The organism is Cytobacillus luteolus (assembly GCF_017873715.1).
Lineage (GTDB): Bacteria > Bacillota > Bacilli > Bacillales > Bacillaceae_L > Bacillus_BV > Bacillus_BV luteola.
The window spans coordinates 76,911-101,339 of sequence record NZ_JAGGKM010000001.1 but is presented as its reverse complement, the minus strand read 5'-3'; the positions used below and the strand labels follow the sequence as shown (position 1 = coordinate 101,339).

The 24,429-nt window shown below is 35.8% G+C and carries 23 protein-coding genes and 1 riboswitch; of the genes, 5 read left to right on the top strand and 18 right to left on the bottom strand.

Going from position 1 to position 24,429, the window contains the following annotated elements; translation table 11 throughout:
• Positions 1-274: 274 nt before the first annotated feature.
• The 8 genes from J2Z26_RS00550 to J2Z26_RS00515 form a co-directional block, all read right to left on the bottom strand.
• A complete protein-coding gene (locus J2Z26_RS00550; RefSeq protein ID WP_193537533.1) occupies positions 275-2,776 on the bottom strand; it encodes a GGDEF domain-containing protein in 2,502 nt (833 codons plus the stop codon).
• 164 nt (positions 2,777-2,940) lie between these two features.
• Complete coding sequence (locus J2Z26_RS00545; RefSeq protein WP_319638072.1) at positions 2,941-3,447, bottom strand: flavodoxin domain-containing protein; 507 nt, start codon at positions 3,445-3,447, stop codon at positions 2,941-2,943.
• Entirely contained in the window at positions 3,437-4,474 is a 1,038-nt protein-coding gene (locus tag J2Z26_RS00540) for a ribonucleotide-diphosphate reductase subunit beta (RefSeq protein ID WP_193537537.1), read from the bottom strand. Before J2Z26_RS00540 ends, J2Z26_RS00545 begins: the two co-directional genes overlap by 11 nt.
• A 19-nt stretch (positions 4,475-4,493) precedes the next feature.
• A complete protein-coding gene (locus tag J2Z26_RS00535) occupies positions 4,494-6,767 on the bottom strand; it encodes a ribonucleoside-diphosphate reductase subunit alpha (RefSeq protein ID WP_193537539.1) in 2,274 nt (757 codons plus the stop codon).
• Positions 6,768-6,771: 4 nt separating this feature from the next.
• Positions 6,772-7,251 carry an acyl-CoA thioesterase gene (locus J2Z26_RS00530; protein WP_193537541.1) on the bottom strand — a complete coding sequence of 160 codons (480 nt, stop codon included), beginning with the start codon at positions 7,249-7,251 and terminating at the stop codon, positions 6,772-6,774.
• Positions 7,252-7,425: 174 nt separating this feature from the next.
• Positions 7,426-7,602: riboswitch (cobalamin riboswitch) on the bottom strand.
• Between the two features lie 165 nt (positions 7,603-7,767).
• Positions 7,768-8,880 carry a metallophosphoesterase gene (locus J2Z26_RS00525; RefSeq protein WP_193537543.1) on the bottom strand — a complete coding sequence of 371 codons (1,113 nt, stop codon included), beginning with the start codon at positions 8,878-8,880 and terminating at the stop codon, positions 7,768-7,770.
• 165 nt (positions 8,881-9,045) lie between these two features.
• Positions 9,046-10,074 carry an ABC transporter permease gene (locus J2Z26_RS00520; protein ID WP_193537545.1) on the bottom strand — a complete coding sequence of 343 codons (1,029 nt, stop codon included), beginning with the start codon at positions 10,072-10,074 and terminating at the stop codon, positions 9,046-9,048.
• Positions 10,071-10,802: an ABC transporter ATP-binding protein gene (locus tag J2Z26_RS00515; RefSeq protein WP_193537547.1), complete on the bottom strand. Its 732-nt coding sequence runs from the start codon at positions 10,800-10,802 to the stop codon at positions 10,071-10,073. The genes J2Z26_RS00520 and J2Z26_RS00515 overlap by 4 nt, the downstream gene beginning before the upstream one ends.
• A 225-nt stretch (positions 10,803-11,027) precedes the next feature.
• Here J2Z26_RS00515 and J2Z26_RS00510 point away from each other — a divergent pair, with 225 nt between their 5' ends.
• Both J2Z26_RS00510 and J2Z26_RS00505 read left to right on the top strand, forming a co-directional pair.
• Entirely contained in the window at positions 11,028-11,645 is a 618-nt protein-coding gene (locus J2Z26_RS00510; RefSeq protein ID WP_209794268.1) for a TetR/AcrR family transcriptional regulator, read from the top strand.
• 158 nt (positions 11,646-11,803) lie between these two features.
• Positions 11,804-13,213: a PQQ-dependent sugar dehydrogenase gene (locus tag J2Z26_RS00505; protein ID WP_193537551.1), complete on the top strand. Its 1,410-nt coding sequence runs from the start codon at positions 11,804-11,806 to the stop codon at positions 13,211-13,213.
• A gap of 215 nt (positions 13,214-13,428) precedes the next feature.
• On the opposite strand, the gene J2Z26_RS00500 is transcribed toward J2Z26_RS00505, so the two are convergent.
• The 9 genes from J2Z26_RS00500 to J2Z26_RS00460 all read right to left on the bottom strand — a co-directional run bounded on the left by J2Z26_RS00500 (position 13,429) and on the right by J2Z26_RS00460 (position 20,927).
• Entirely contained in the window at positions 13,429-14,157 is a 729-nt protein-coding gene (locus tag J2Z26_RS00500) for an MOSC domain-containing protein (RefSeq protein ID WP_193537553.1), read from the bottom strand.
• Positions 14,158-14,188: 31 nt separating this feature from the next.
• Positions 14,189-14,464 carry a toxin-antitoxin system YwqK family antitoxin gene (locus J2Z26_RS00495; protein WP_193537555.1) on the bottom strand — a complete coding sequence of 92 codons (276 nt, stop codon included), beginning with the start codon at positions 14,462-14,464 and terminating at the stop codon, positions 14,189-14,191.
• Between the two features lie 456 nt (positions 14,465-14,920).
• Positions 14,921-16,021 (bottom strand): hypothetical protein, encoded by a 1,101-nt coding sequence (locus tag J2Z26_RS00490; RefSeq protein ID WP_193537557.1) that lies wholly within the window; start codon positions 16,019-16,021, stop codon positions 14,921-14,923.
• Entirely contained in the window at positions 16,021-16,893 is an 873-nt protein-coding gene (locus J2Z26_RS00485) for an ABC transporter ATP-binding protein (RefSeq protein WP_193537559.1), read from the bottom strand. Before J2Z26_RS00485 ends, J2Z26_RS00490 begins: the two co-directional genes overlap by 1 nt.
• The gene (locus J2Z26_RS00480; RefSeq protein ID WP_193537561.1) at positions 16,877-17,698 is read right to left on the bottom strand and encodes a hypothetical protein; all 822 of its coding nucleotides are present in this window, start codon (positions 17,696-17,698) and stop codon (positions 16,877-16,879) included. The genes J2Z26_RS00485 and J2Z26_RS00480 overlap by 17 nt, the downstream gene beginning before the upstream one ends.
• A complete protein-coding gene (locus J2Z26_RS00475; RefSeq protein WP_193537563.1) occupies positions 17,670-18,242 on the bottom strand; it encodes an RNA polymerase sigma factor in 573 nt (190 codons plus the stop codon). The genes J2Z26_RS00480 and J2Z26_RS00475 overlap by 29 nt, the downstream gene beginning before the upstream one ends.
• A gap of 486 nt (positions 18,243-18,728) precedes the next feature.
• Entirely contained in the window at positions 18,729-20,321 is a 1,593-nt protein-coding gene (locus tag J2Z26_RS00470) for a M2 family metallopeptidase (RefSeq protein ID WP_193537565.1), read from the bottom strand.
• 158 nt (positions 20,322-20,479) lie between these two features.
• Entirely contained in the window at positions 20,480-20,677 is a 198-nt protein-coding gene (locus J2Z26_RS00465) for a DUF6199 family natural product biosynthesis protein (RefSeq protein WP_193537567.1), read from the bottom strand.
• A gap of 28 nt (positions 20,678-20,705) precedes the next feature.
• Positions 20,706-20,927, bottom strand: a complete 222-nt coding sequence (locus J2Z26_RS00460) for a hypothetical protein (RefSeq protein ID WP_193537569.1) — start codon at positions 20,925-20,927, stop codon at positions 20,706-20,708.
• A gap of 242 nt (positions 20,928-21,169) precedes the next feature.
• Between J2Z26_RS00460 and J2Z26_RS22350 the strand changes: the two genes are divergently transcribed.
• Positions 21,170-21,679, top strand: coding sequence for a CBO0543 family protein (locus J2Z26_RS22350; protein WP_193537571.1), 510 nt, complete (start codon positions 21,170-21,172; stop codon positions 21,677-21,679).
• A gap of 146 nt (positions 21,680-21,825) precedes the next feature.
• Here J2Z26_RS22350 and J2Z26_RS00455 read toward each other — a convergent pair whose 3' ends face one another.
• Positions 21,826-22,689: a hypothetical protein gene (locus tag J2Z26_RS00455; protein ID WP_193537573.1), complete on the bottom strand. Its 864-nt coding sequence runs from the start codon at positions 22,687-22,689 to the stop codon at positions 21,826-21,828.
• A 309-nt stretch (positions 22,690-22,998) separates the two neighbouring features.
• Between J2Z26_RS00455 and J2Z26_RS00450 the strand changes: the two genes are divergently transcribed.
• Together J2Z26_RS00450 and J2Z26_RS00445 are read left to right on the top strand one after the other, a co-directional pair.
• A complete protein-coding gene (locus J2Z26_RS00450; RefSeq protein ID WP_193537575.1) occupies positions 22,999-23,346 on the top strand; it encodes a PadR family transcriptional regulator in 348 nt (115 codons plus the stop codon).
• Positions 23,333-24,340 (top strand): HAAS signaling domain-containing protein, encoded by a 1,008-nt coding sequence (locus J2Z26_RS00445; protein ID WP_193537577.1) that lies wholly within the window; start codon positions 23,333-23,335, stop codon positions 24,338-24,340. The genes J2Z26_RS00450 and J2Z26_RS00445 overlap by 14 nt, the downstream gene beginning before the upstream one ends.
• Positions 24,341-24,429: the final 89 nt, after the last annotated feature.

Here is a 24,429-nt window from a genome sequence, read left to right as displayed (position 1 = left end):
GGACCTTTATGTTGATACCCAACCTATCAATCAAGTATTGTATTCCGTATAACAAATAAGGTTTAAGCTCAAAACTTCACAAATTGATGCCCCTATGATTTATACATATGACCTTCCACAAAGTTACTGAATATTAGATTTTTATTCTAACCTACTGGAATTCCTAACCAATAAAACAGAGAAAAAGGACGGTAACATTCCATACCGTCCTTCGTGTACTTCTAACTATTTTTTTCACCAAGTTCGTTAAGTTGTACCGGGAAAGTCAGTCATTTCAACTAACCTCCCAATAACAATGTACACAATTTTTGCCGTGTTTTTTGGCAAATCTTTCGGCCAAGTCTGCTCTTTCTATAAGCTCCTGAAATGTCAATGTTGTATTTTTATCAACACTAGATACACCAATACTAGCTGTTATTTGGTACGTATCGTTAATATAGATTTTGCGTATTTCTTTTAAAATACGATGGGCTACACCCTTCGCAATCTCTGAATAGGTATTAGGCAGGATGACAATCAATTCCTCTCCACCATAACGACCAACAATATCACCACTGCGCACAGACTGCTGGATGGTCCTAGCCACCTTCTCTAAAATACGATCTCCTTCTACATGTCCAAATTGATTATTTACGTAACTAAAATTATCAATATCAATCATAATAAAAGAAAGGTCGTTTCGGTAATCCGCTGTTTTTTGAAATTCTTCTTCCAATCTTTTAATAAAAAAGTTTCGATTATAAAGATTTGTTAACACATCAATATGGACCAATTGATTAAAGATAACATTTTCTATCTTAGGAGAGATAAAATGTAAAAATTGTTCTAAATAATAGAAGCTTTCTTCAGAAAGAATACTTTGGTTCTTTATCAGAACAATTGATACAACCTCCTTCTCATTAGATAAAATTGGGAAACCATGATAATACGTGTTACCTAACTCAAAATAACAAACTCTCAGTTCTTGATGAACCTTACGTAAGGCAGCTTCCACTTTGTCATCAGTGACCTCTTCATTTTGCAACTTATCATTAACATGAAGAGTTTTCGTCCTTATTTTATCAAAGATAAAATGAAAATAAACATCTTCAAACTTCATATTTTCATAGAAAACCTTCGTGATATATTTACAAACATCCTCAAGATTCTTGGCTGAATGAACTAATCTAATGCTCTCAAACATGATTTCATTGTTTGTCAGCAGATTCATCATTTCTAACTGCTTATTCGCTGGTATTTCTAGTAATAATTTATCAATCGTTTCGATAGTACAATCAATTTCCTGCTGTTTCAAAAGATTCTTTACCTTAGTAAAATAACTATTTGCTCGAATAAAATAAACTCTTGCTTGGATATATAATTTATTTTCCAAGTAAAATAATGCCTTATAATAATAGACATAACTCAAATAACCGAAATATCCCTTGTTATAGACCAAATCTTCAAAGGATTGCACATACTTTACGAAAGATTCCTTCTGGCCTGTTTTTATTAATGATTCTAATAGGGTCATTGAAAATTCAATTCTACACTCTACACTCAGGTTCTTTTCTTCAAGACACTTTCTAGCGATAGAAAGTGTTTTATCGTACTCCTTGATTGAGGCATAATATTGGCATTGAAGTAATAATAGATTAACTTCATCTTTATGTTTCTCACACATCTTTTCAAAAAAGGGCCAAATCCTCTTCGCCTTTTTTTCATCATTTTTCCTCAAGATGATTTTATATTGAAAAACCAATGCATCTACTCTCGCCATAGCCAGGTTATTACTCCTCACCTTAGGCTTTAATTCACGAATGAGCTTTAATGCTTGAGGATAATCCTCTATAAGATAATAAAGCTTCACTAAATTTATTTCATTAAAGTTTGAATCAATGTCTTCTCCAAGCGCTTTTGCTTTGTCTGCAAGCTCTAGAGCATGGTGTGTATCCCCTAAATACTGATAGAACATAAATAGGTTTGAAGTCGAGGCCATTTCTTGTTGTTTACTTCCTAGCGCTATTGCCAGCTCCCTCGATTTTATCATGCAATCCTTTGCTTTATTCACATTCTCTTCTAGTAATCCGATGCCCATCAGGTTATAAATATTCATTAATAAGGAAGTTTGATTGTTTTGCTCCGCCAATGATTCTGCTTCATAGATTAATTGGGCCCTTTCACCCCAAGGGCTATTATTCAATAATAGAAGAATATGCAAATTGTAGACCCAACGAATATAGTCTACAACTTTTAGCTTTTCTCTAAGCATCACATAATTCGCTTTATGATACTGGACCATTTCATGAACAAGTGATGTGTCTCGTCCAGTATAGGAGTAATAATGACCTAAAATAACTTGTAGGTGTAGCTTTTGATTTATAGTTAACGATGGAGAATGGAGACGTTCTAAGTAGGCATTCTCATATCGTTTCAGAAGTGACAAATCACGAAGGTCGATACTGATATACCCCAATCTAATTAAGGCATAGATGGAGTTATGCTTCGTGAATTGCTCATTAAAAAGGGTTAACGCCTGTTTAAGGTGACCTCCTCTTTCTAAAACATTACCAAACAAGAGTTGAACACTTACAGGTGGCTCTCTGTCAACAAGCTTTTGATACTGCGCCAATGCCTTTTCCATGCTTTCTTTTGCAGTAGAAAATAAGTCTCTCCTATAATATCTCTTAGCTTCTACGAGATGATAGGCTAACGTGCTCTTTTCCTGTGTGGCTTCTTCATTTCGTGCTGAAATCTCACCATTTTGGACGATACCTTTTATTTTTTTGTCATGCATATGACGTATCTCCTTACATATCTTCTCATTCAATAAGGTATGTATTCCACACAAACATTGGATTTTCCTTTATTAAGGAGATTACGATAAGCGGCAATAATGACATTCTTATAACTCCGTCCGATGTCTCAAGATTTTAGCTCTTACATTAACATGTTAGTTCATTAGCACTGTTTCCCCAGCTTATAGTTTGTCTCCCTGGAAGAAAGAGTTTTGGAAGACGCTTCATTGAACTTGTTATATATGACTTGGACTAAGTTTTCACATCTCTTTACATCTTGTTGCCCAGGGGTTAGCTCAACTTTTAAAGTAGCTGCAAGACTTGTATGTACAAATAACATGTCGCGAAACTTATCAACAGCTCCACAATAGCTTGGATAAAAGCTATCTCCAGTCCCAAACACGGCAGTGACTAGGGATTTTTTATTCAAGAATTCCAACGCTCGATAAAGTTTGTCCATTTCTTTTGGGATCTCTCCATTTCCCCATGTATATGTACCAATTATGAGTACATCGACATCACCTAATCGTGATAGTGGAAAACGATCCACCTGATAGACGACGGTATCAAAGGGATACTTTAGAAAGGTGTTATAAATAATAGTGGCTAATTCTTCTGTATTCCCAGTAACCGATGTATAAATAATAGCAATCTTCTTTTTATAATTCATCAAACCCATTGGACTCCATTACCTTCGTATATGTTCGAGACTTTTGTTCAAAAAAGTCCGACTTCGTTTCATTAATCATCTCATCACTAAATACTTGAATCCAAGGCATTGGATTCTTTCTCTCTTCATAAAGGTTCTCTAGTCCTAGCTGTCTCAACCGCTTATTAGCTAAATATTCCACGTACCCTTCAAACTCTTGTATATCAATACCATTAATTTTTTCAAAGATAGTATTAGCCCATTCTTTTTCAAGCATTGTAGCTTGCTCAATAGAATGATAGATATAATCAATATTCTCTTTTGTGTGAAGAGTAGGATTTTCAGTTAATAAAATTCGAATAAATTGGGACATAAAATAAGCATGCTGCATTTCATCCCGCTGAATATAGCTAATCATCGTACTTGTTTTCATCATTTTTTGTTGTCTCGCTAAATGATAGAAAAAGGCAAACCCTGCATAAAAATAAATTCCTTCTAGATTAATAGAGTTTATTGCAAGAGCCAATAATGTTTGAGGATTTGGATTTTCCCGGAATTGTTCATAAGCATCTAAAATCACCTGATTTCGCTTACGAATAATCGGGTCAATCTTTGCCTCATTAAATCTAGCGTTTTGTTCTTGTAACGGAATGAGGGAACTTAATATATATGAATACGATTCATTGTGAACAGCTTCCTGTTGTGAGATGACTGCAAAAATTGCTTTTAAACTCGAATCTGTTACATAATCCATGACTTGACTCATTGTTGGCGTTTGTAAACTATCAAGACAAGCTAGCTGCGTATTAATTCGTAAAAATACATTTTGCTCTTCAAAGCTCAAACTGTCCCATTGTTTTATGTCATCTTGCATATTGATTTCTTTCGCTATCCAAAAATTAGATAATAAAGCCTGATACAAATCATACATTTGAGGATAGGCAATATCATTCCAGTTTAATAAGCCAGAGGATTTTCCATTGATAATACCTGTTGCTTTATTAGGATGCTCTGGATTTAATAATTTGACCTTTTTAAGTGTAAGCATATTTAAATTCCCCCCTTTTTTAACTATGACAAGCTTCGCATTCGACTAGTTCTCCCTGAGACGTACTTCTAATATAGTAGGTTGTTTTTAAGCCTTGTTTCCATGCCTCTAGATGTAAGTTTAATAGTTCCTTGGCTTTGATTGTATGATGAACATACAGGTTAAAACTAATTCCTTGGTCAATATGTCGTTGCCTAGCAGCATTTTGCTTTATGCTCCAATGCTGGTCTAAAAAGTGCCTAGTTTTTCGATAATAATTGTACGTATTATGGTTTAAGTCTGGTGCAGTTACTTTAAATTTGAAATTTTTCTTCTCCTCTGCATATTCCACAGCATAAAGTGGATCAATACCATCTGTAGAGCCTCCAATTTTAGCTGTAGATGAATTAGGTGCAATCGCCATCATCCAACCATTTCTAACCCCATAGCCCGAAACATCCTTTTGTAATTTCATCCAACGTTCTGATGTATAGTTCTTTTGTTTAAAATATTCTCCTGTTTGCCACTGTGACCCTTTGAAACATTGGTATGCCCCCTTCTCCTTAGCAATTTCCATTGATGACTGTATTGTATAGAACGCTATATCCTCATATAACTCATCAGCAAATGTTACAGCATCTTCTGATTCCCAATAAATTCCCTCTAATGCTAAAAGATGATGCCAACCAAATGTACCTAGACCCACCGCTCTATATTTTTTATTCGTCGCATCAGCTTGTCCAACTGACAGAGAGTTCAGATCTATTGCATTATCAAGCATTCTCATTTGAATTTTGATTAATCTTGGTAACACATTTAACCTAAAGGCACTTGGGAGATTTATAGATGATAGATTACAAACAACAAAGTCTCCAGGCTTACGTACGATGACAATATTTCCTTCATCATCCTTATACTCTTTTACGATTGTTGTTGCTGACATATTCTGCGCAATCTCTGTACACAGGTTACTACAGAAGATAGCTGTTCGCCCTTTTCCAAAAACATGTTTATTTGGGTTCTGCCTATTTACTTCGTCACGGTAAAACATATAAGGAGTACCTGTTTCTAATTGTGATACCATTATTCTCGTCATAATATCCATTGCTCGATATGTTTTTCTTGGTAGCAAAGGGTGATGAACGGCTTCCATATATTTTTCAGTGAAATATTTTTCATCATTCTCATCATAAAAATCTTCTAAGCCAAGTGATGTACCGTTTTCATCTTTCCACCCCATCATTTGTTTTACTTGATGAGGACAAAACGTATGCCACTCTCCAATACTCCTACCAGATTCATCTTTCTCTTCTAACGTTTCCATAAATAAATCGGGGATAGAAACGCCAGTAAAAATATCATGTGCTTTTCTTCTCTCGTCACCATTATTTGTTTTTAAATCTAAAAATCCATTCATAATATCTTTGTGAAATATATCTAAATACACAGCAATTGCCCCTTGCCGTTGACCTAATTGATCCACACTTACAGCCGTGTTGTTGATTTGCCTGATCCAAGGTACGATTCCAGATGAATTGCCTTTAAACTTTTTAATATCAGATCCTAACGCACGAACCTTGCCGTAATATAAACCTAAGCCTCCGCCATCCTTACTCAATCTTGCAACATCCCAGTTATTCAAGTAAATACCGTCTAATGAGTCATCGACCGTATCGATAAAGCATGATGATAGCTGTCCAACTCGTTTCCCTGCATTAGCTAAAGTAGGTGTTGCAACGGTCATATGTAAATGACTTAAAGCCCAATAGGCCTCTTTTATATATGAAATCCGCTTTTCTTTATCTTCATTCATCATTAGAAACATAGAAATAATCATAAACCGTTCTTGTGGCAATTCATAAATAGTGCCCTGATAATCTTTCGCTAAATATCGGTCTGCTAATAGGAATAGGCCGATATATTGAAATAGATGATCTTTTTGGGGATCAATAATACTCTCTAATTCCTCTATTTCTTCCTTTGAATACGATTGTAGTAGATTCTGTTCATAAATACCTATCTCCGCTAAATGATCTACCAGTGAATAAAAGGAACCATATTTCTTCTTAGCCTCGTATCCCCTTACTTTTGCTGCATCCTGATACAATTTATGTAAATACATTTGTGCTGCTACATATGTCCAATTAGGTTCTTCTAGGGAAATTTGATTTAATGCAAAATGAAGCGCTTGTTCTCTTTGATTTTCTTCTTCTAAACCTGAAATACTTTCCAGTAAAAAATTTGTTTGTAAGTGATAAATTTGGCCTACCTCTTGAATGATACTTTCTATAGTAGTTTTGATTTGTGTTTTCATAGTTTTAGAACTCCTCTGCAAGATTTGCTATCTTTAATCTTCTTTCTTTTCTTTGTTTTGCATGTAGTAGAAACTGTTTTTCTTCTTCTGTTTCTGGAGTAACACCTGGTACAGGCACTGGCTTCCCATCTTCATTAATCGCAACCATTGTTAAAATGGACGTCGTTGTTAATGTTCTTTCTCCAGTCTCATATTTTTCACACTCTACTTTCACATAAACCTCCATAGACGTTCTGCCGGTTGAAATAACAAAGCCTTCTAGGGTTAAAATATCTCCTACTTTTGCGGAACTTAAGAAATTAACAGTATCTATCGAAGCAGTTACCACTACTTTCTTGCTATGCTTCATCGCTGCTATGGCTGCTATCTCGTCAATATAGGATAAAACAGTCCCTCCAAAAATCGTTCCCATATGATTTGTATCAGGGGGCAATACAAGCTTTGTTTGAATGGTCCGTGAGACATTCGTAGATAATTTGTTCATGCAATTTCCTTCTTTCCTATGATGTAAAATTCATTTGAAACAAAAAAAATCCATTACCTCTTGAGTAATGGATTCATTAGTAGAATTACATGATAGTATTAACACATGGGAAAAAGTCAGTCTTTCCCCACTATTAACATACCCTCATTCTACCTTCCCAACTCCCGAAGAAGATAACACGATATAAAAATGGCAGGTCTCCTGACTTGTGCTTCGTCCTACTCTAAGTCCTTCCCATCATATGACAGTGGATGTACTTATTTCGTCTGCACTTACAGTTGCGGGGACAGCTCTGGACTTTCACCAGATTCCCTATTAAGTATTTTAAACACCATTTTTATTGGTAATACACAATATGTAGTTTTTATTAACAATGAAGAATCAATATATTGGTAGTGTAGTATATATTCCCATCTTTGGCAACTAAAAAATTCTATTTTGGTTAAGACACTCTAAACTCTCTCTTCTACTACTATTTCATAAATACTCGAGGTGAAATGAAAGAAAATCAAACGGTTATTGAGCGAACGTTACCGTTATCTGAACAATTTCAGATCGAGACCCAAGACGAATCGGCGGGCCCCAGAAGCCGTATCCAGACGAAACCACCGTGTGCAGCTGTTCTTTCTGTAGATAGCCCCAGTCAACTTCGTAAATTTTACTAGTAATCAGATTGCCCGGAAACACCTGTCCGCGATGCGTATGTCCCGCTACTAGAAGGTCGATACCGTTTTCCTGCGCGATATCCAGTTCATATGGCTGGTGGTCCAACATAATGACCGGCTTCGACATATCGACACCGTCCATAAGCGCGGGAACCGAGAGCCGGTCGCTATCTGTAAGGTCCTTGCGTCCTACTATAGTCAGGCTATTCTCAATCAGTATGGCCTCATCATACAGTACCTCCATATTGCTGTCTTGGAGTACCTTAATAAGCTGTTCCATCGTGCCCTCATACTTATCATGATTCCCTAATGAAGCGTACACTCCGTATGTAGATTGAATGCCAGACAACACTTCGTCCATACCTTGCTGAATATACTGTTCAATATCATCATCAAAAACATCTCCAGGGAATAAAACGATATCAGGCTGTAGCAGATTGATTTCCTTTACAAGACGCTGGGCATGATCTCTGTTCGACAGTAAACCGAAGTGCATGTCAGATGCCATGACGACATTTAGCTCACCGATGTCACCTGCTGGCTTATCGATATTCATCTGATAGGTGCTCACGACCGGGCTATAAGCATTATAAGATCCATAGCTTATTAAGCTAATTACAAGAATAAGGGTAATAATACCTGCCCATTTCTCAACTCGGTGACGCGGAACCCGTGTTAGTTGCAATAACCAAACGCTGAGATGCACCACTGGAAGAATTATTATTAATAAATAAAATACAGCCATCCAATAAGCGCCTAAGATATTAAACAAGACAAATCCGAAAACTCGTCCCACAATGAAAGAGGTTGAAACGATTGTTAGCGTAATAATATACAGTATTTTAATTTTTCGTTTATAAGGGCTTTCTTTCGGTCGGAACAAACTCCAGCTGCTCCATCCAACGTAATAGACAAGCGCTCCATATAACAAAATCGAAACGATGCCTATAAAAACAATTCCCATCTCCTGTGTCTCCATTCCTATTAGTTATGTCTGGTTACTATATTACCGACATTTGAACCAATAGTAAAACACTGGGACGGTTCTACTGTTTTCTTCGTTTAGCGAAACGAAAGAAACATGAGGACCGTCCCCATGTTCCGCTGTTCCTCCCCATGTTCCGTAAGGTTATAGTTTCCTAAACTTTTTTAAGGCTTGTGTGTTTAGTAGGTATAACAGAAATGCATACAAGATTAACCCGAGAAGATAACCCCAGATTTGCATGAAGCCATCTCCATAAACCATGACACCTTTAATCGCTGCTGCTCCATAATAAATAGGCATAATGTAACACAGATTTCCTAATTGATATGGAATCAAGTCTAGTGGAATCAACCCCGAAAAAAACACTTGTGGAATGATGGTAAATGGAATCATTTGTACTACTTGCAGTTCTGAACTTGCAAATATTGAAATCGTGGCACCAAACGAAACAGCTGTCACGGCTAATAAAACCATCGTGAGTAAAATCCATCCAATGTTCCCTACGGAACTTAATTGCAGGACAAAAATGGAATAAAGAACAATGATAATGGCTTGAACTATGGCAAACACACCATACCCTAACGTATAACCAAGAATGACCTCACCACGTTTAATTGGAGTCATCAATAACCGCTCCAAGGTTCCGCCACTTCGCTCTCTAACTAGTGCCATACCCGAAATGATGAATACTAAGAAAAACGAGAATAAGGCAAGAAACACATAGCCAAGGGAATCAAAACTTGATTGGCCTTTTGTCCCATATACATAAGACATATTTATTTCTGCTGAAGGATGTAAGGAGCCCATCGCTGTTTGAATCTCACTAGCAGCCTTTGCACCTTTAGTAGAGGGTTCATACATTGTAATAGTCATACCCGAATTTTTTGAGAGGGTAAAAATCGCATCCACATCTGGATGTTCCTTCAAATAGTCTTTTGGATGTTCGATACTATTACTTGTAACATCTACAACATTTAAATCTTGTTCTTCCAAAGCAATTACTAGAGAATCTGGGATGGCATTTTTATCAATGCCAATTGTCGGCACATAACCTGAATCACCCAATAAAAAATAAACCAAAGTCAAAATCAATAGTGGAGCAACTAAGATCATCATGACGCTTCGTTTGTCATTAATTGTTTGACGGATAACACGTTTGGCTAAATGGATCATTGCACAGCACCGCCTTCCGATTTACCTGAAGCAATGAAAAATAGTTCCTCGACTCTCCCGTTTACAGTTTTTTTAAGTAGATTTGTTACGGTATCATATTCAATTAAGGAACCATTATAAATGAGTGCAGCCTTATCGCACTCTGTCACTTCATCCATTACATGTGTAGAAACAATAATCGTTGTCCCGGAATTTTTTATTACTTGAAATTGGTCCCATATCTTACGACGTAACACAGGATCAATACCAACTGTCGGTTCATCTAAGAATAATATTTTAGGAGAATGTAAAATGGCAGCTGCTAGGGAAAGTCGCTTCTTCATACCGCCAGAAAAATTTCTCACCAATTTCTTTCTATGCTCTGTTAAATCAACAATAGCAAGTACCTCATCAATACGCTTTCGTAACTCTTGTTTGCCGATATGGTATAGCCCTCCAAAAAAATGCAAATTGGCTTCAGCAGATAGATCGTCATATAGGGAATCATTCTGCGGCATAAAACCTACCTTTTTTAACATTTTCATATTTGGAATTTCCTTCTCTCCGAATCGAATAGTCCCCTGGTCAGCAGTAATTGCACCAATCATCAGGCGAATCAATGTTGTTTTTCCAGAACCAGAAGGACCAAGTAAACAACAAATTTCTCCTATCGGAATGGTGAATGTAATATCATTTATGACTTGCTTTTTATCAAAACTTTTACTGACGTTAGAGACCTGAATTTCCATTGTTGTACCTCCTTAAATAACATCTTGGCAACCGTGATTATTTTAAAAATGATTTTCTATTTCTTTCTATTTTCAGTTAGAATAATAAACAACGACGTGTTGTTTATTACTTACTAACATTATAAATTCTGGGTATATTCTACTCAATAAACAAAAGTTTACGATGTGTTGGATAACCGACAATATTTATAAAAGTGTTCAAAAAAATTTATAGGAGGAATTGGAATGAGTGACATAGGTTTGGATTTACGTGTGATTCGAACAAAAGAATCTATCAAGAATGCATTGATTGAATTAATAGAAGAAAAAGGATTTGAAGCACTTACTGTTAAAGACATCACAACTCGGGCAAAAATCAATCGTGGAACCTTTTACAGTCATTATTATGATAAATATGATTTAATGGTCAAATGTGAGGAAGAAGTAGTGAAAGAAATGGAGAACAAGATCATTAAAAACATTCCGAAAGTCATTGCAGGTCTATATACAAATACTCCGAATACGATCCCTTTTACCTTTCTTGTCCCATTTTTTGAATTTATAAATCAAAATAGAGGGCTTATGAAAGCTTTGTTGGGTCCAAGAGGAGATTTATCTTTTCAAACAAAATTGAAAGTATTTATGAGGAAAGCCTTATTTGATAGTAACAACAATTCTATTTTTAAGCAGGCAGATCTTCTTGTTCCACCAGAGTACCTAATTTCTTATATTGCTTCAGCACATATCGGCGTTATTCAAGAATGGCTGAATAGTGATAGAGCGGAATCACCACAAGAGATAGCACGAATTATATCGACGATGACCATAAATGGCCCCTTCTTTGCAGCAGGCTTAAAAAAGTAAATATGAAAATCACTGGGACGGTCCTCATGTTTGCTTCGTTTAGCGAAACGAAAGAAACATGAGGACCGTCCCCATGTTCCAAAAGTTTCCGTTCTAATAGATTTTGTCCTACTCATATTTTAATAGATAGAAATAGTCAGAATGGAGTGTGGATATGATTGAAAAAAGTTAAGGTTCGCTTACGCCCCATTGTAAATAATATCAATTTGCCTACTGTTATGAAAACAACGGTACTTCCTGGTGACTCTGTTGAACGTTTATTTATTGCAACCCAGGTAGGAGAAATCTTTTATATAGGTAGCGGAGAGGTTAAGACTTTTTTAGATATACGGCAGAGAGTTATAAAACTAGGTGAATCTAAGGGTGGTTATGATGAGCGTGGACTACTTGGACTCGCCTTTCATCCTCAATTTTATTACAACGGTCTGTTTTATCTTCATTATTCAAAAGCTGGCACTCAAGGTCCAGGTGCTCCTCATGATTCGTATGAGCCTAACCCTTGTGAGCCAAATACCTTAAACTTAAAATGGACTAACCGAGAAACGCAATACGATCATATTGATACAGTTGAAGAGTGGATTTTGCAAACAAATGGGGAACCTCAAAGACGACGGACATTGCTTAACTTAAGGAGACCTTTTTACAATCATAATGGTTTCAATAGCTTAACCTTTTCACCCGAAACCGGAAAACTTGTGTTAACAACCGGAGATGGTGGATCAGGCTTTGATCCATTTAATTTAGCACAAGATGATATGGAAATCGCCGGCAAGATTATTGAAATCGATGTTACTAAAAACACTTCTATCTATGATCCACCTGTGGTCACACGCTTTAATGAACTCCCTATCCCTATTCAAGAAACACTCACAGTCATTGTTAAAGGGGTTCGAAATATTCCTGGGATTTCATATCAAAGGTACTATAATCAGTATATTAAATATGTCGGGAATGTCGGACAGGAATTGATAGAATCCATCTTTTCATTCGTTCATTATAAACCTATCCCGGTTAGGCAGCTTGTTCAAGCTTCATCAAGAAACACTGAAATCAATTCAGAGGGATATATTAACCTAGGCTGGAGAGGTTGGGAAGGTGATTTGCCTACTCCTATACTGAAGGACTGTGATGAAAACTCCAATTTAGATGAGAAAACCATTGCTTTTTACAATGAAGCCATTAAACTCTCACCAAAGCGAATTCCGCCATTAACCAGCTATTATCATCAAGATCCACGCCCCGATAAGTTCGGGGGAACTGCACTTACTGGAGTGCAGGCCTATATGGGGAACGAAATCCCCGCTTTAATGGGAAGTGTTGTATTTACTGACCTTGCACGAAAAGAAGAACCTTCAGATCAAGGGTTTTTGGCTTATACAAGGTTAAGACCAGATTTTAGACAAAATGACTTTAGTATTATTGAAACCGATTATGATTTTGGGGATCAATCTGCTTATTATGTTGGGCTGGGGGCTAATATGGATCAGACTAGATTGTATATGGGTGTTAATGGGTCGATGAAGGTGACAGATTTGAATCGGGGAACTGTTTTTGAAGTTGTTCCGTGATTTTGGATTATAGAGACAGTTCGGAGTAGCGCCTCTTTCTGACTTCGATCGTGCGCTTGTTCGAGTTGAAGTCAGAAAACTTGCCTTTGGTAAAGTGACTGATCTTATCGTGGGACTGTTTTTGAAGTTATTCCTTGATTTTGGACCTTAGGGACTATTCCATTAGTGATTTCTATATTAGACCAATGGAACTCTCCCTTGGCTCCCCAAAACCATCAATCAAGAAGATGCACTTCATCATCTAAACGTATGTCACCTGTTTTTACCACAGAAGCATACACACCAAAGTTATTGTTATTTTCTTTGATTAAGGTTTTATGTAAACTCGGATCTCTTTCGGCATTATCAGGATTAACAGTAATAATCATACACCTTACACAATGTCCAACAAATTGCATTTCTACTTCAGTTCCTATCCTAATACGTCGCCCAATCCATTCTTCCTCAATAAAAGGTTTCTTGTCCAATAAGGAGATAAATAAATTAGGACGAAACCGTCTCAAATCAACTTCGTCTCTCCCCCATAATTCTTGCACCTTGTCTAATGAAGCATCTGTTGCTAGCAGGACATGTTCCACTGCAATTGGTCCAATAGGTACATGTGATGGAGTATATTGCCTTGTAGATATATTTCGTTCTGATTTGTCTTCCATTTCTCTAATTAACTCACGGTCTTGCCAATCAAAAACCTTTCCCTCAGGCGTGGTTACTTCGACTCTAGGATATTCGTCCATTGATTCTTCTCCCACAAATCTCGCTTGATAACCCACCATTTCTTGGAATTGTGTGATGGTTAAGAAATCCCCATTTTTTGTATCGTCTATATACGCATGACTACGGTCTCCGTATAAACCATAGTCCATTATTCTTGATTTTGGTACACTTTCTCCACGAAAAGATTTTACCGGGTGTCTAACAATTTCTTTAATATGACCTATTAACATTTTTTTCACTCCTTTACTAGGAATTGCTCACTCATTTACGCTGAGTCGTTTTGTATTTTTCACCTTTGCTATCATAAGTAATCCATTCACCAACAGGCTCACCTTTTTCAAAATAACCAGAACGTTTAATTGTTCCATCAGCACGATACCATTCCCAATAGCCGTCTGGATGATCTCCAACCATTTTCCCCTTTGACCATATGGTTTTTCCGTTTGCATGGTACTTTATCGTATATCCATCAACGACTTCTAATTTCTTTTCCTTAACACCATTTGGTTGAACCATGTCACATTTTTCATTTTCCATGCCTTAGCCTCCAATTTTACTTCTTTATATATCAATTATAACTAATAATGAGAATCTAATAGCCTTTAATCCAAAGATTTATTAGATAAAATGGGTTGATACTCTAGACTGATTACAGTGACAAGAATGCACAACTTGTGCCATGATTCTTACCAACAGTTGCCAAGGAATCTACCATTGGCTGTCACCTTGTTTTTGAAATAATAAAGCCTAACCCTTCTTTCCCGTACCGAGGAAATAGGCTTTAGTCTTCTTTTATTGTTTTTTGTCTCAAATACGACAAAACGATCAACCCTAAAAATAATCGTTTTTATGAATTGTATTTTGTAACCAGTATTTTTGTACTACGCAGTAAATAAAGCTGTTCTATTTTTGCTTTTTCAATAAAAGCGCCCGATAACGTAATAACTAGGAGAGGATTATATTTGGCATCTCGTAATATAAGTTCCGTGATTTTTACGACGTGATTTCTTTATGCTTAATTATTTGTAAAACAGTCTTAATGGAAATCAGTAGTAACATAATCATTATTAAACAAGCGAAAACAGGGTATGAAATCGGATATCCAAAGACGTCAACTGTTTTAAATTCATTAAATAAAAATTGTACTCTCAAAACTTCAGTGTAAGAAAATGCTAGAATCGTTTCTAACCACTGAACACCATCTATGATTATGGGTACTGCGAAAATAGATAATGAAACAAAAAAGGAGATTAATGAATTTTTACTAATAGACGAAATTAATACAATCAATAACGCAAAGGCGAATGCTGCTAATAAATGTATACCTAATTGAACGAAATGGTACTCTAATGCTGTAAAAGAATACGGAGAATCCCTATAATAAGGAGCCGTTAACAATTGAAGCGGTGTGCTCCAACCATCATTCCCGTGTTGGAGGAAATTCATTAGCAAACTAAACATTTCCCATACAAAAACAACAATTAGAGTATAAATAAGCGATGCACCCATTTTTGCCCAAGCTAACGATTTTCTACCTTTTTTGGAACTAAATATATAATTATCAACATTCGAACTATATTCATTAGAATATATTGGGGACAATCCAAGTAGCAGCATAACTCCAAGAACCATGAAACCACCGTCTGCTACAAAAATAACTATTTGCGAAGGTCCTGTAAAATAGGAAAAATAATTTAGGTTTATTTTTTCCAACATATTCTTTTCCACATTCGCTTTTACACTGTTTTCGCCTTCTAGTTCGTTTAACCTTTGTGTAACATTATTTTTTATCGTATCTACCATCATAATTTTTTTAAGAATTTGCGACTCTATAAATATAGTATCAGTGTAATTATCTCCTGAATCTACACTATGTTGTGTTCCTTTTGACTGCAAAACTTCATATTCACTTTCAGCCAGTTTAACTTTTTCCTCCGTAATAGGACCCTCCCACTTCTTATATAACTCTTTTTCTATATTTGGATCATAAGGATAATTCAAAATTAGATAAGACATGCCTAATAGAATAATGAGTGTAATCCAGATACTTTTTTGTTTAAAAATTTTATATAATTCAAATTTCAAAAGTTGCATTATACGATCACCTCTCCATCTAAATAATATAGATATAGGTCTTCTAAGTTTGGAACCTCATTTTTTGCATCCACATGGGGTTTTGAATCGCTTATAATTCGCAATTGGAATTTTTCCTGAGCACGAGCAATATTTCCTACTTTATACTTGGATTGAAAGTTCGAAATTTCTGCTTCACTTACAAAAGCCGTCCACACTTTATCTTCAATCCCTTTTAATAGTTTTTGGGGAGTTTCTTTTTCAATCAATCTACCATCTTTAAGGACTAGAATTTCTTTAGCGATAAATTCGATATCCGATACTATATGAGTGGATAAAAGGACAATTCTATTAGTAGATATTTTGGATATCAAATTTCTAAAACGAATCCTTTCCTTCGGATCTAGTCCAGCAGTTGGTTCATCTACAATTAAAATCCTGGGGTCATTCAATAATGCCTGGGCGATGCCAACACGCCGCTTCATACCTCCAGAAAATTTACCTACTTTGCCTTTTCGATGATCTAATAGTCCGACTAGTGCCAATACTTCATCGACTTTTTCTTGTGCTTCCCCTTTTGATAATCCTTTTAATGTGGCGACATATTTTAAAAACTTTTCTGCGGTGAAATTCTTATACAATCCCACATGTTGGGGCAAATATCCAATTAATTCTCGGTATTGATGGTCCATAATCACCGCATCTTGGCCATTGAAAAATACTTGTCCGGAGCTTGGCTTTATCACACTTGCAAGAATTCGCATTAATGTTGTTTTCCCTGAACCGTTCGCTCCCAAGATTCCGTAAACACCGGTTGTGAATTCCAAATTTATATGATCTAAAGCCGTTTTATTTCCGAAGTTTTTAGAAACATTATCAACGGTTAAATTCATAATTTACACCTCTTTTTTGTATTTTACTGATTTGGAAAATGGTAACTATGGCAGCAATAAAAATAACGAAAATAAATACTGCTGGTGATATGCTTTCTATTTTTTCAATAATATTTGTTCGGCTAGCTAAGCTACCAAAAACCATCCAAATCGCAAGCCCTGCAGTAACCGCATAAACCTTTCTATATCTGCTTACGATGACAAAAGAGATTGCTGTTATCACTGTGAAAGGAGTAACCCAGTAAAGCATTAGTTTCCAAATCAAAAGATCGTGATAGAGGAAGGAAATGCATGTGAAAAATAAATTAATTAGTAGGTTGAATCCACCTACTACCAACATCTTGGATAGGACTATTTGCTGTAAACTATATTTAAAAGTCACCTCGAGCTCAGCCATTCCAGCATTCATTCTCATTATCACTTCCAACAAACCAGTGATTGTAGGAATTGGTCCAAGTAACAATAAAATCACATAGGGATTTATTTCAGATAAAAGAACAGCAGAAAGACCTATAAGGAGAAATAAACTATTTGAAAACCAAAATATAGGGCTCATATAAAAGAACTCAATTATGGATTGCTTCATAATAGCAGACATGCCCTCAAAACGATTTTTCCATTTGCTTTCTTTAACAGGAACATAAGGTCTAATAGCATCAATGGTCAGCATCATTTCTGACTCACTAGGATACTCCACATCGTATTCATCTAACAAAAGCCCTATTTCTCGTTCGAGTTCGTCCAGTTCCGGATCATAATCCATATCATATTCAAATTCAGTTTTGTCCATTTTTTTCTTGCTCATCTACCTCACCTCTTTTCAAAAGTTTGGCTAATTTATTCAGCCCTTGATTCAGTCTAGATTTAACTGTAGGAACACTAGTGTTTGTCACTTTAGAAATTTCTTTTATTTTCATGTGGTGAAAATATTTCAGAATTAGAGCCTCCTTCTGATAATCAGGTAGGCTAGCTAGAGCTAATCTCACTTGTTCTCTCATCACTTTCCGTTCAAAAATATAAGGAATACTTTTCTCGTCACTTTCTAATGTCTCAGGTAACTCTGTTTTCAAAGAGGTATGCCTGTAATACGCACTTCCCCAGTAATCCCTGCAATGATTAATGGCAATTGAGAATAGCCAGCTTTTGAATGTTCCTTTATGCGAATATGATTGTATTCTTTGTATGACTTTTATAAATACTTCTTGAGTTAAGTCATATGCTGTTTCCTTGTCGCCCACTTTACGGTAGATAAAAGCATAGATGGATTTGTAATACTTTCTCGTTAACACCTCCATCGCAGCTTGACTACCGCCTAATATTTCTTCTATTAACTCTTGGTCATCAGGCACTTTCATCACCTCACCAATTAAGACGAAATTAAATAAAAAAAGATTTAATCCTGCATAATTTTATAATGTTCAAATAACTGATAAAAACCTTTAAAAATGAAATTGGTATGAGAATTATTTTTCCTTCTTAAAAGAAATATCTATTACAAAGATCGCTAAAAAAAAGAGGAGCCAATATAAATTAGCTCCTCTAAAAAATATTTGTTGCGATTTTACTTTTTGATTTTTCCTCCATAATCTATTCTATTGTTTAACATAAGTATCCAAATTTCTTCGGGATTGATCTTCCACAATATGGCCCGATTGTTGCACAGTAATGGCCTACTAAGTAATACAAGAGTTACCCGTTAATCTTTAGGATTGAAGTGGTACCACCAGTCATTCTTTAGAATCATCACCGTGAAAGTCTATTACAATTCAATCGTCAAAATAATAGAAAAAGGATAGCTTAGACCATAGAGTCCAGGCTATCCTATTTTTAACTACTTAACTTTTCACCTGAGTTTTGCAATACACATCAACAAAGTGAGTAGGGTTTAATTTTTCACCTGATACACGGCTAATTTTTTCATTCCAGTCATATAGGGCAGCTGGTTTGAAGAATTCATTGATGAGCATTTCTCCTGTTTCTTTTGTGAAAAAGTCAGGTGAAATCTTTGTTTCAATATGACGAAGAAGCTGTGCTGCCATTAGTTCTCCAAGTAGATAATTCTGATAGTAAACAGGTGCGAGTGTAAAATGAATTTTTGCAGCCCAATCAGGATTATCTGTCGAATCAGGAGGAGTCACTAGCTGAACTTCATTTACGATTTTCCACCATAAAGCGTTTAAATCTTGATCCGGATTTTCGTACAGTTCTTTTTCAAAAAATACAAAAGTAATAATCCATCTTCCTGCAATAAGCATTTGTAACTGTTGGTACTTTTGTAATTCTGGAGCAAGCTCATCTACTGTTGCTTCATCAACTTGTAAGAAGCGCTTTAGCCAACGTGGGTCTTTGCCCATTTTTCCGAATAACATCGCGATTGATTCGGTTGTTAAAGTATGACTTACTGTACGTAAATCAAATGGAAGGTTAGAGTCTACATATTTGAAATAAGCCGCATGGCCAAACTCATGTAGGTTCGTTTCCATCCAATATGCATCTTCCGTTAAGTTACAAAGAACACGAACATCACCTTCGCGGTCTATATCCGTACAAAAGGCTGTTGGATTTTTCTTTTCTCTAGGAAACAAATCGCTTTTTGCATATAGATCATCAATTTCGATTCCCATTGAGTGAAACGTATCCGTTGTGATTTGGACAATATCCTTACCCTTATAAAAAGGATCTAGATTAGCTGAATCAGTTGGTGGTGCCTCTTGGAAAAACGGATCCACATAATGCCAAGGGCGGATTTCCTCTGGTGAAATCCCAAATTTAGTTGCTAAACGTTCATCTAGTTCTTTCTTCATCGAGCGGTACGCTTCATCTGATTGCTCAATTAACTCGTTGAAAATACCGAATACTTCATCACGGTCAAGCTCTTGAAGAGCAAAGCCCATTTGATGATGGTTATCATAGCCAAGTAATTGTGCAGCTTCATTGCGCTTCTTCACAAGCTCAAGTAGGTCTTTTTCTACAACTTTCCCAACTTCCTTACTTGCAAACCATACTTTTTTACGTAGTTCTTGGTCTTTACTATTCACCAAAACGTCTCGAATTTCATTGGCAGAATACTTCTTGCCATCGACTTCAGGTGAGAATGTGTTAAATAGTAAATTCAGTTCAGAAGAGCGTTTTGAAAGGTCAGCAATCACTTCTTCAGGAAGTTGGTTGCCTTCCATTTCATTTAGTAAAAGTTGAAGCTGACGTTTTTCAATCTCTGTTACGTTTTCCGTTGCTAGAAATTGTTTTGTTTTCTCGTATGTATCTTTTGAAGAGAATAATAGACTATACCTAGTTCCAGCTTCACTTAATTTTGCAGCCCACTCAGGTTCTCCAGTTGTTTGAGCCATCCAGCTTGCCCCGGTCGCCTCTTTATATAATTCTTGCATTCTGTCATTGAAGTCTTTTAAAAATGTTTGTAGTGTTTCCATATCTATCGCTACCTTTCTATTTTCAAGTATCATAATAGTAACATTATTAGTAATTCGTTAAAGATGTTGTTAAACCTTTAAAAGCTTACAAAATATTAAAATATGGTGTAAAAATATAATTGGCTATGGTGTCAGGGTCCCACTTTCGTTTTAACTATTTAAAGAAAAGCTATCACCACCGTACTGATACCTACAATTGTAAACATCACCCCACCAAAACGTGTTGACCATATATACAACCCTGAGGGATCTGAAGCTTGACTCGATTTCCAACTCTCCGTTATCTTCCAAAAGATTGACGGATTAACTATCATAAATAACCCAATTAAGATTAGAATATTCCCAAGTACGAACATTGAAATCCCTCCTCTAAGCTTTCGTTCCTTACTTCTTTTTCAACTCCATTTCCCCGCCACATTTAACACATTTATGTTCCTTCTCCATCAGTGCTCTTGTTTCATAAGCATAAGCACCTTCATTATAGATTTCCGCTAACCTTTCCCCACATAGCATACAAGTAGCTCGTTCACTTAAGCTTGATTTATGTAAGATATAATAAATAACTGCACCAATAACTAAGGTCGTTCCTATATAAAATAAAAACATTTCTTTGTCCTCCCGTTCATTGAATACTACTATTTACGTTAGAAAGGTAAATAAGTTCCGAAGAATCAGGAAAACAAATACACGGGGACACTATGCAGCTAGTCTTTTATTTCAGCTATGTTTCTAAAACTCAGTAATATATTCCTAAAAGAAGAATTCGCAGTGAGTTGCATTTTCATTAATAAATTTCACATAAAAATTTAGAGGTAGTGCCAACCTATATCCAAGGAGGTGAAATACTTATGAGTAATAAATTAGATAAAACAATTGAATTATCAGCATGGATAATTACGTCGCTATTATTAATAAAATATGTACCTAAAAACAGAATAAGGGAAGCCCATATATCCTTTTTGTTTAAACAAGTCATTACATGGCTTTTCGGTTTACTTGTAGTTGAAAAAGCTCTAATTTCTTATCCTAATCGTCTATTCTTTAGAAAAGCAATCAAATCTAGCTTTACATTTGAATACTTTGTTTATCCTTCGTTATGCGCATTATTCAATTTATATTATCCAGAAAAGAGTAATAACGTTGTAAAACTAATTTATTACTTTATCCATACAGCAATAATTGCAGGGTTCGAAATATTTGCTGTTAAATACACTAATCTAATTAAGTATAACAATTGGACATGGTATTGGAGCTTTATAACGATGTGGTTATCTTATTACATCTCACGCATTTACCACAGATGGTTTTTTATAAGTAGATTTAATAACAAAAGAAATTTCTATAATATTTTAAAATAATCAAAGGAGTAGACGTAAAAAATTCTCTACTCTTTTTTGTTGCAAAATAAGAGTCAAATGAACAACAACTTATTGAATCAATTTGCTTTGAAATCGCAAATGATCAATGCTCATTAAACGTTGACCTTACTAGTATTTGCTATTCTTTATTCAGTAGATTGATAAACTTCTTTTTCATAGGTCTCACCATTCGCAAAGATAACTTTGATCGTGTAGCGCATATTATCCTTTCTCTCCACATCTGCTAAATGGAAAAAACGAGGCCAGATTTCATCTTCGGGCTGGTTTTGGTCTTCAAGGATAATCTCCTCTTCTCCAATGGCTGTTGAACCTTCATATTTTAAAAGAAACGCTTTTTCTACGTATGAAGACGGTCTATCTACGAAATCATTAAATAGAGAAACATTAAGCGTGTTTTCAAACAAATGGATATCCGCTCGAAGGATTCCATAGTATTTCGTTCCATAATGACCCAAGTTCTCAGTATGGATTTCACCATTCTTCACCAAGTTGCCATACGTAACAGACACAAAATACTTCATTCGATGTTCCTGGTCTTGTTTGATCATTTTTTCTTCAATTGCTTGCTTCGTCTCTTCATGGATGTTAGAGCTAGTAGTTGTTATAACCCCAACCTCCCACATCGGCTCTAACTTAATTTCTACTGGAACCTGAACCTGAAACACGCCAGGCTGCAGCTCATCCGCTGGTATAGCTCGATAGTCATCTCCTTCACCAACCGCATAATGAAACAGAACCTCCGAATCACCTTGCAGCTCCCTTACCTGCCAATTAAACGTTGCAAATGCCTTACTGCCTGCTACCTTACTTGGATCAAAATCCATGTTGATTCGACTGATCCAGCTTTGCTCTTCCTTCATATTGTTGATCACATTTCGTAGTTCATCTGTTTGGCTGTAAACGGTGCTGTTTATGTCATTTATGCTGTGATAAAGGTTATTTAGTTGATTTTCTAGGGTGCCTTGTCTGGATAATAGGTTTAAGTTCATGATGAGGCTAATGACTAACACTACGGCTATGAAAATTTGAAAGTATTTTTTGGTGGTTTTGGTTTCTAAGTTGTTTCCTCCTTGTTTTAGTATCCCCTTGATTAGACGGTCATAAATTCCATAATGTTACAGTTCTACTTCGATTCTACCATACTAAAAGCCAATAGAGATGGTTCCAACGGTTACTTTCTATTTAGTTATTTCACTAGGACCAGGCATTCGTTTATTTTTCCTTAAAATGTAACATCTATTGTTGTGTATAATACTATAGTGTATAATATACAGTATATAAAAATGAGGTGATACGCAATGGGTTCTATGTTGGATTCATACATGACAGAACTTAGAAGAGGAACATTAACCCTAGCTGTTTTAAGTCAGTTACGAACTCCTCAATACGGATATTCATTAGTTCAACTTCTTGAAAAAGCTAGCGTTACGATTGATCAAAGTACTTTATATCCCCTGTTACGCCGTTTAGAAAAACAAGAACTCGTGACGAGTAGTTGGGACACTTCAGAGAGCAGGCCAAGAAAATATTATGTATTAAGTGAATATGGTTTGGAAGTATATGAGCAATTAAAAACTGAATGGAAAAAGATGACACATGAATTACAGTCCTTACTGGAAGGAGACGTCAATAATGAATCTAATTGACACTTATATTTATGAGGTTACAAGGAGGCTTCCGGAAAAAACTCGAGAGGATATCGCAATGGAGCTTAGATCTACCATTGAAGATATGCTTCCGGAAAAGTATACGGAAGAAAATGTGATCGAGCAGTTAGAAAAGTTAGGAAACCCTGCGGTACTTGCCGCAAGCTATCGGGAAACCCCAAATTATTTGATTGGTCCAAAAGTATATGACGCATATATTCACACTATAAAACGAATTATTCCATGGGCCATTTTGGTCACCATTTTAGTGCATGTTGTTGAAAGCATTGTACGGTTTACTGGTGAACAGGCAATACTGGATGTTATGATTGGAACTTTCGCCAACATTGTCCCTAGTATACTAATGACTCTAATACAGCTTTTCTTTTGGGTTACCATTGTCTTTATTGTGATTGAAAGAGTTGGATTATCCAAAACAGATCTACCGTTGACCAAAAATGGTGTGTCGTGGTCACCTAGAGACTTAAAGAATATCATTATTATCCCTAGGAAAAAGTTAATATCCAAAGGAGAAATCATATTCAGTTTTATTTGGATAGTCCTATGGGCACTCGTTTATTTTAATGCAGATCATCTTGTAGGAATATATCAATCTATCAATGGTGATGGCTTGCAATTTATTATGCCTATATTAAACCAGGAAGTCCTCCTCTCCTATTGGCCAATTATTGTAGCTTTTATTGCTTTAGAAATAGGTTTAATCTTGTATAAATTAAAAGTTGGACAATGGACTTACTCAGTTGCATGGCTAAATGCGATCATTCACGTTGCTAGTATATTTACTTTTTTCATCATTGCAAGTAATCCAAATCTATATAACTCAGAAATTATTCCTTATTTTGCGGATATCATCGAAACAAATGCCATCTCAGTAGAAAATACAATAAAGTGGATTTGGTGGAGCATGATAATCACGTTTGTTGTAACCATTGCTATTGAAATTTACGACACTTTTCGTAAAGCACGAATGTAACAACCATAAGGGCCATTCCAGCGGTACACTTTCTATTGAGTTATCCCACCAGAATCGATCCCCTTGGCACGAGAAAAAAGTGGCTTCTC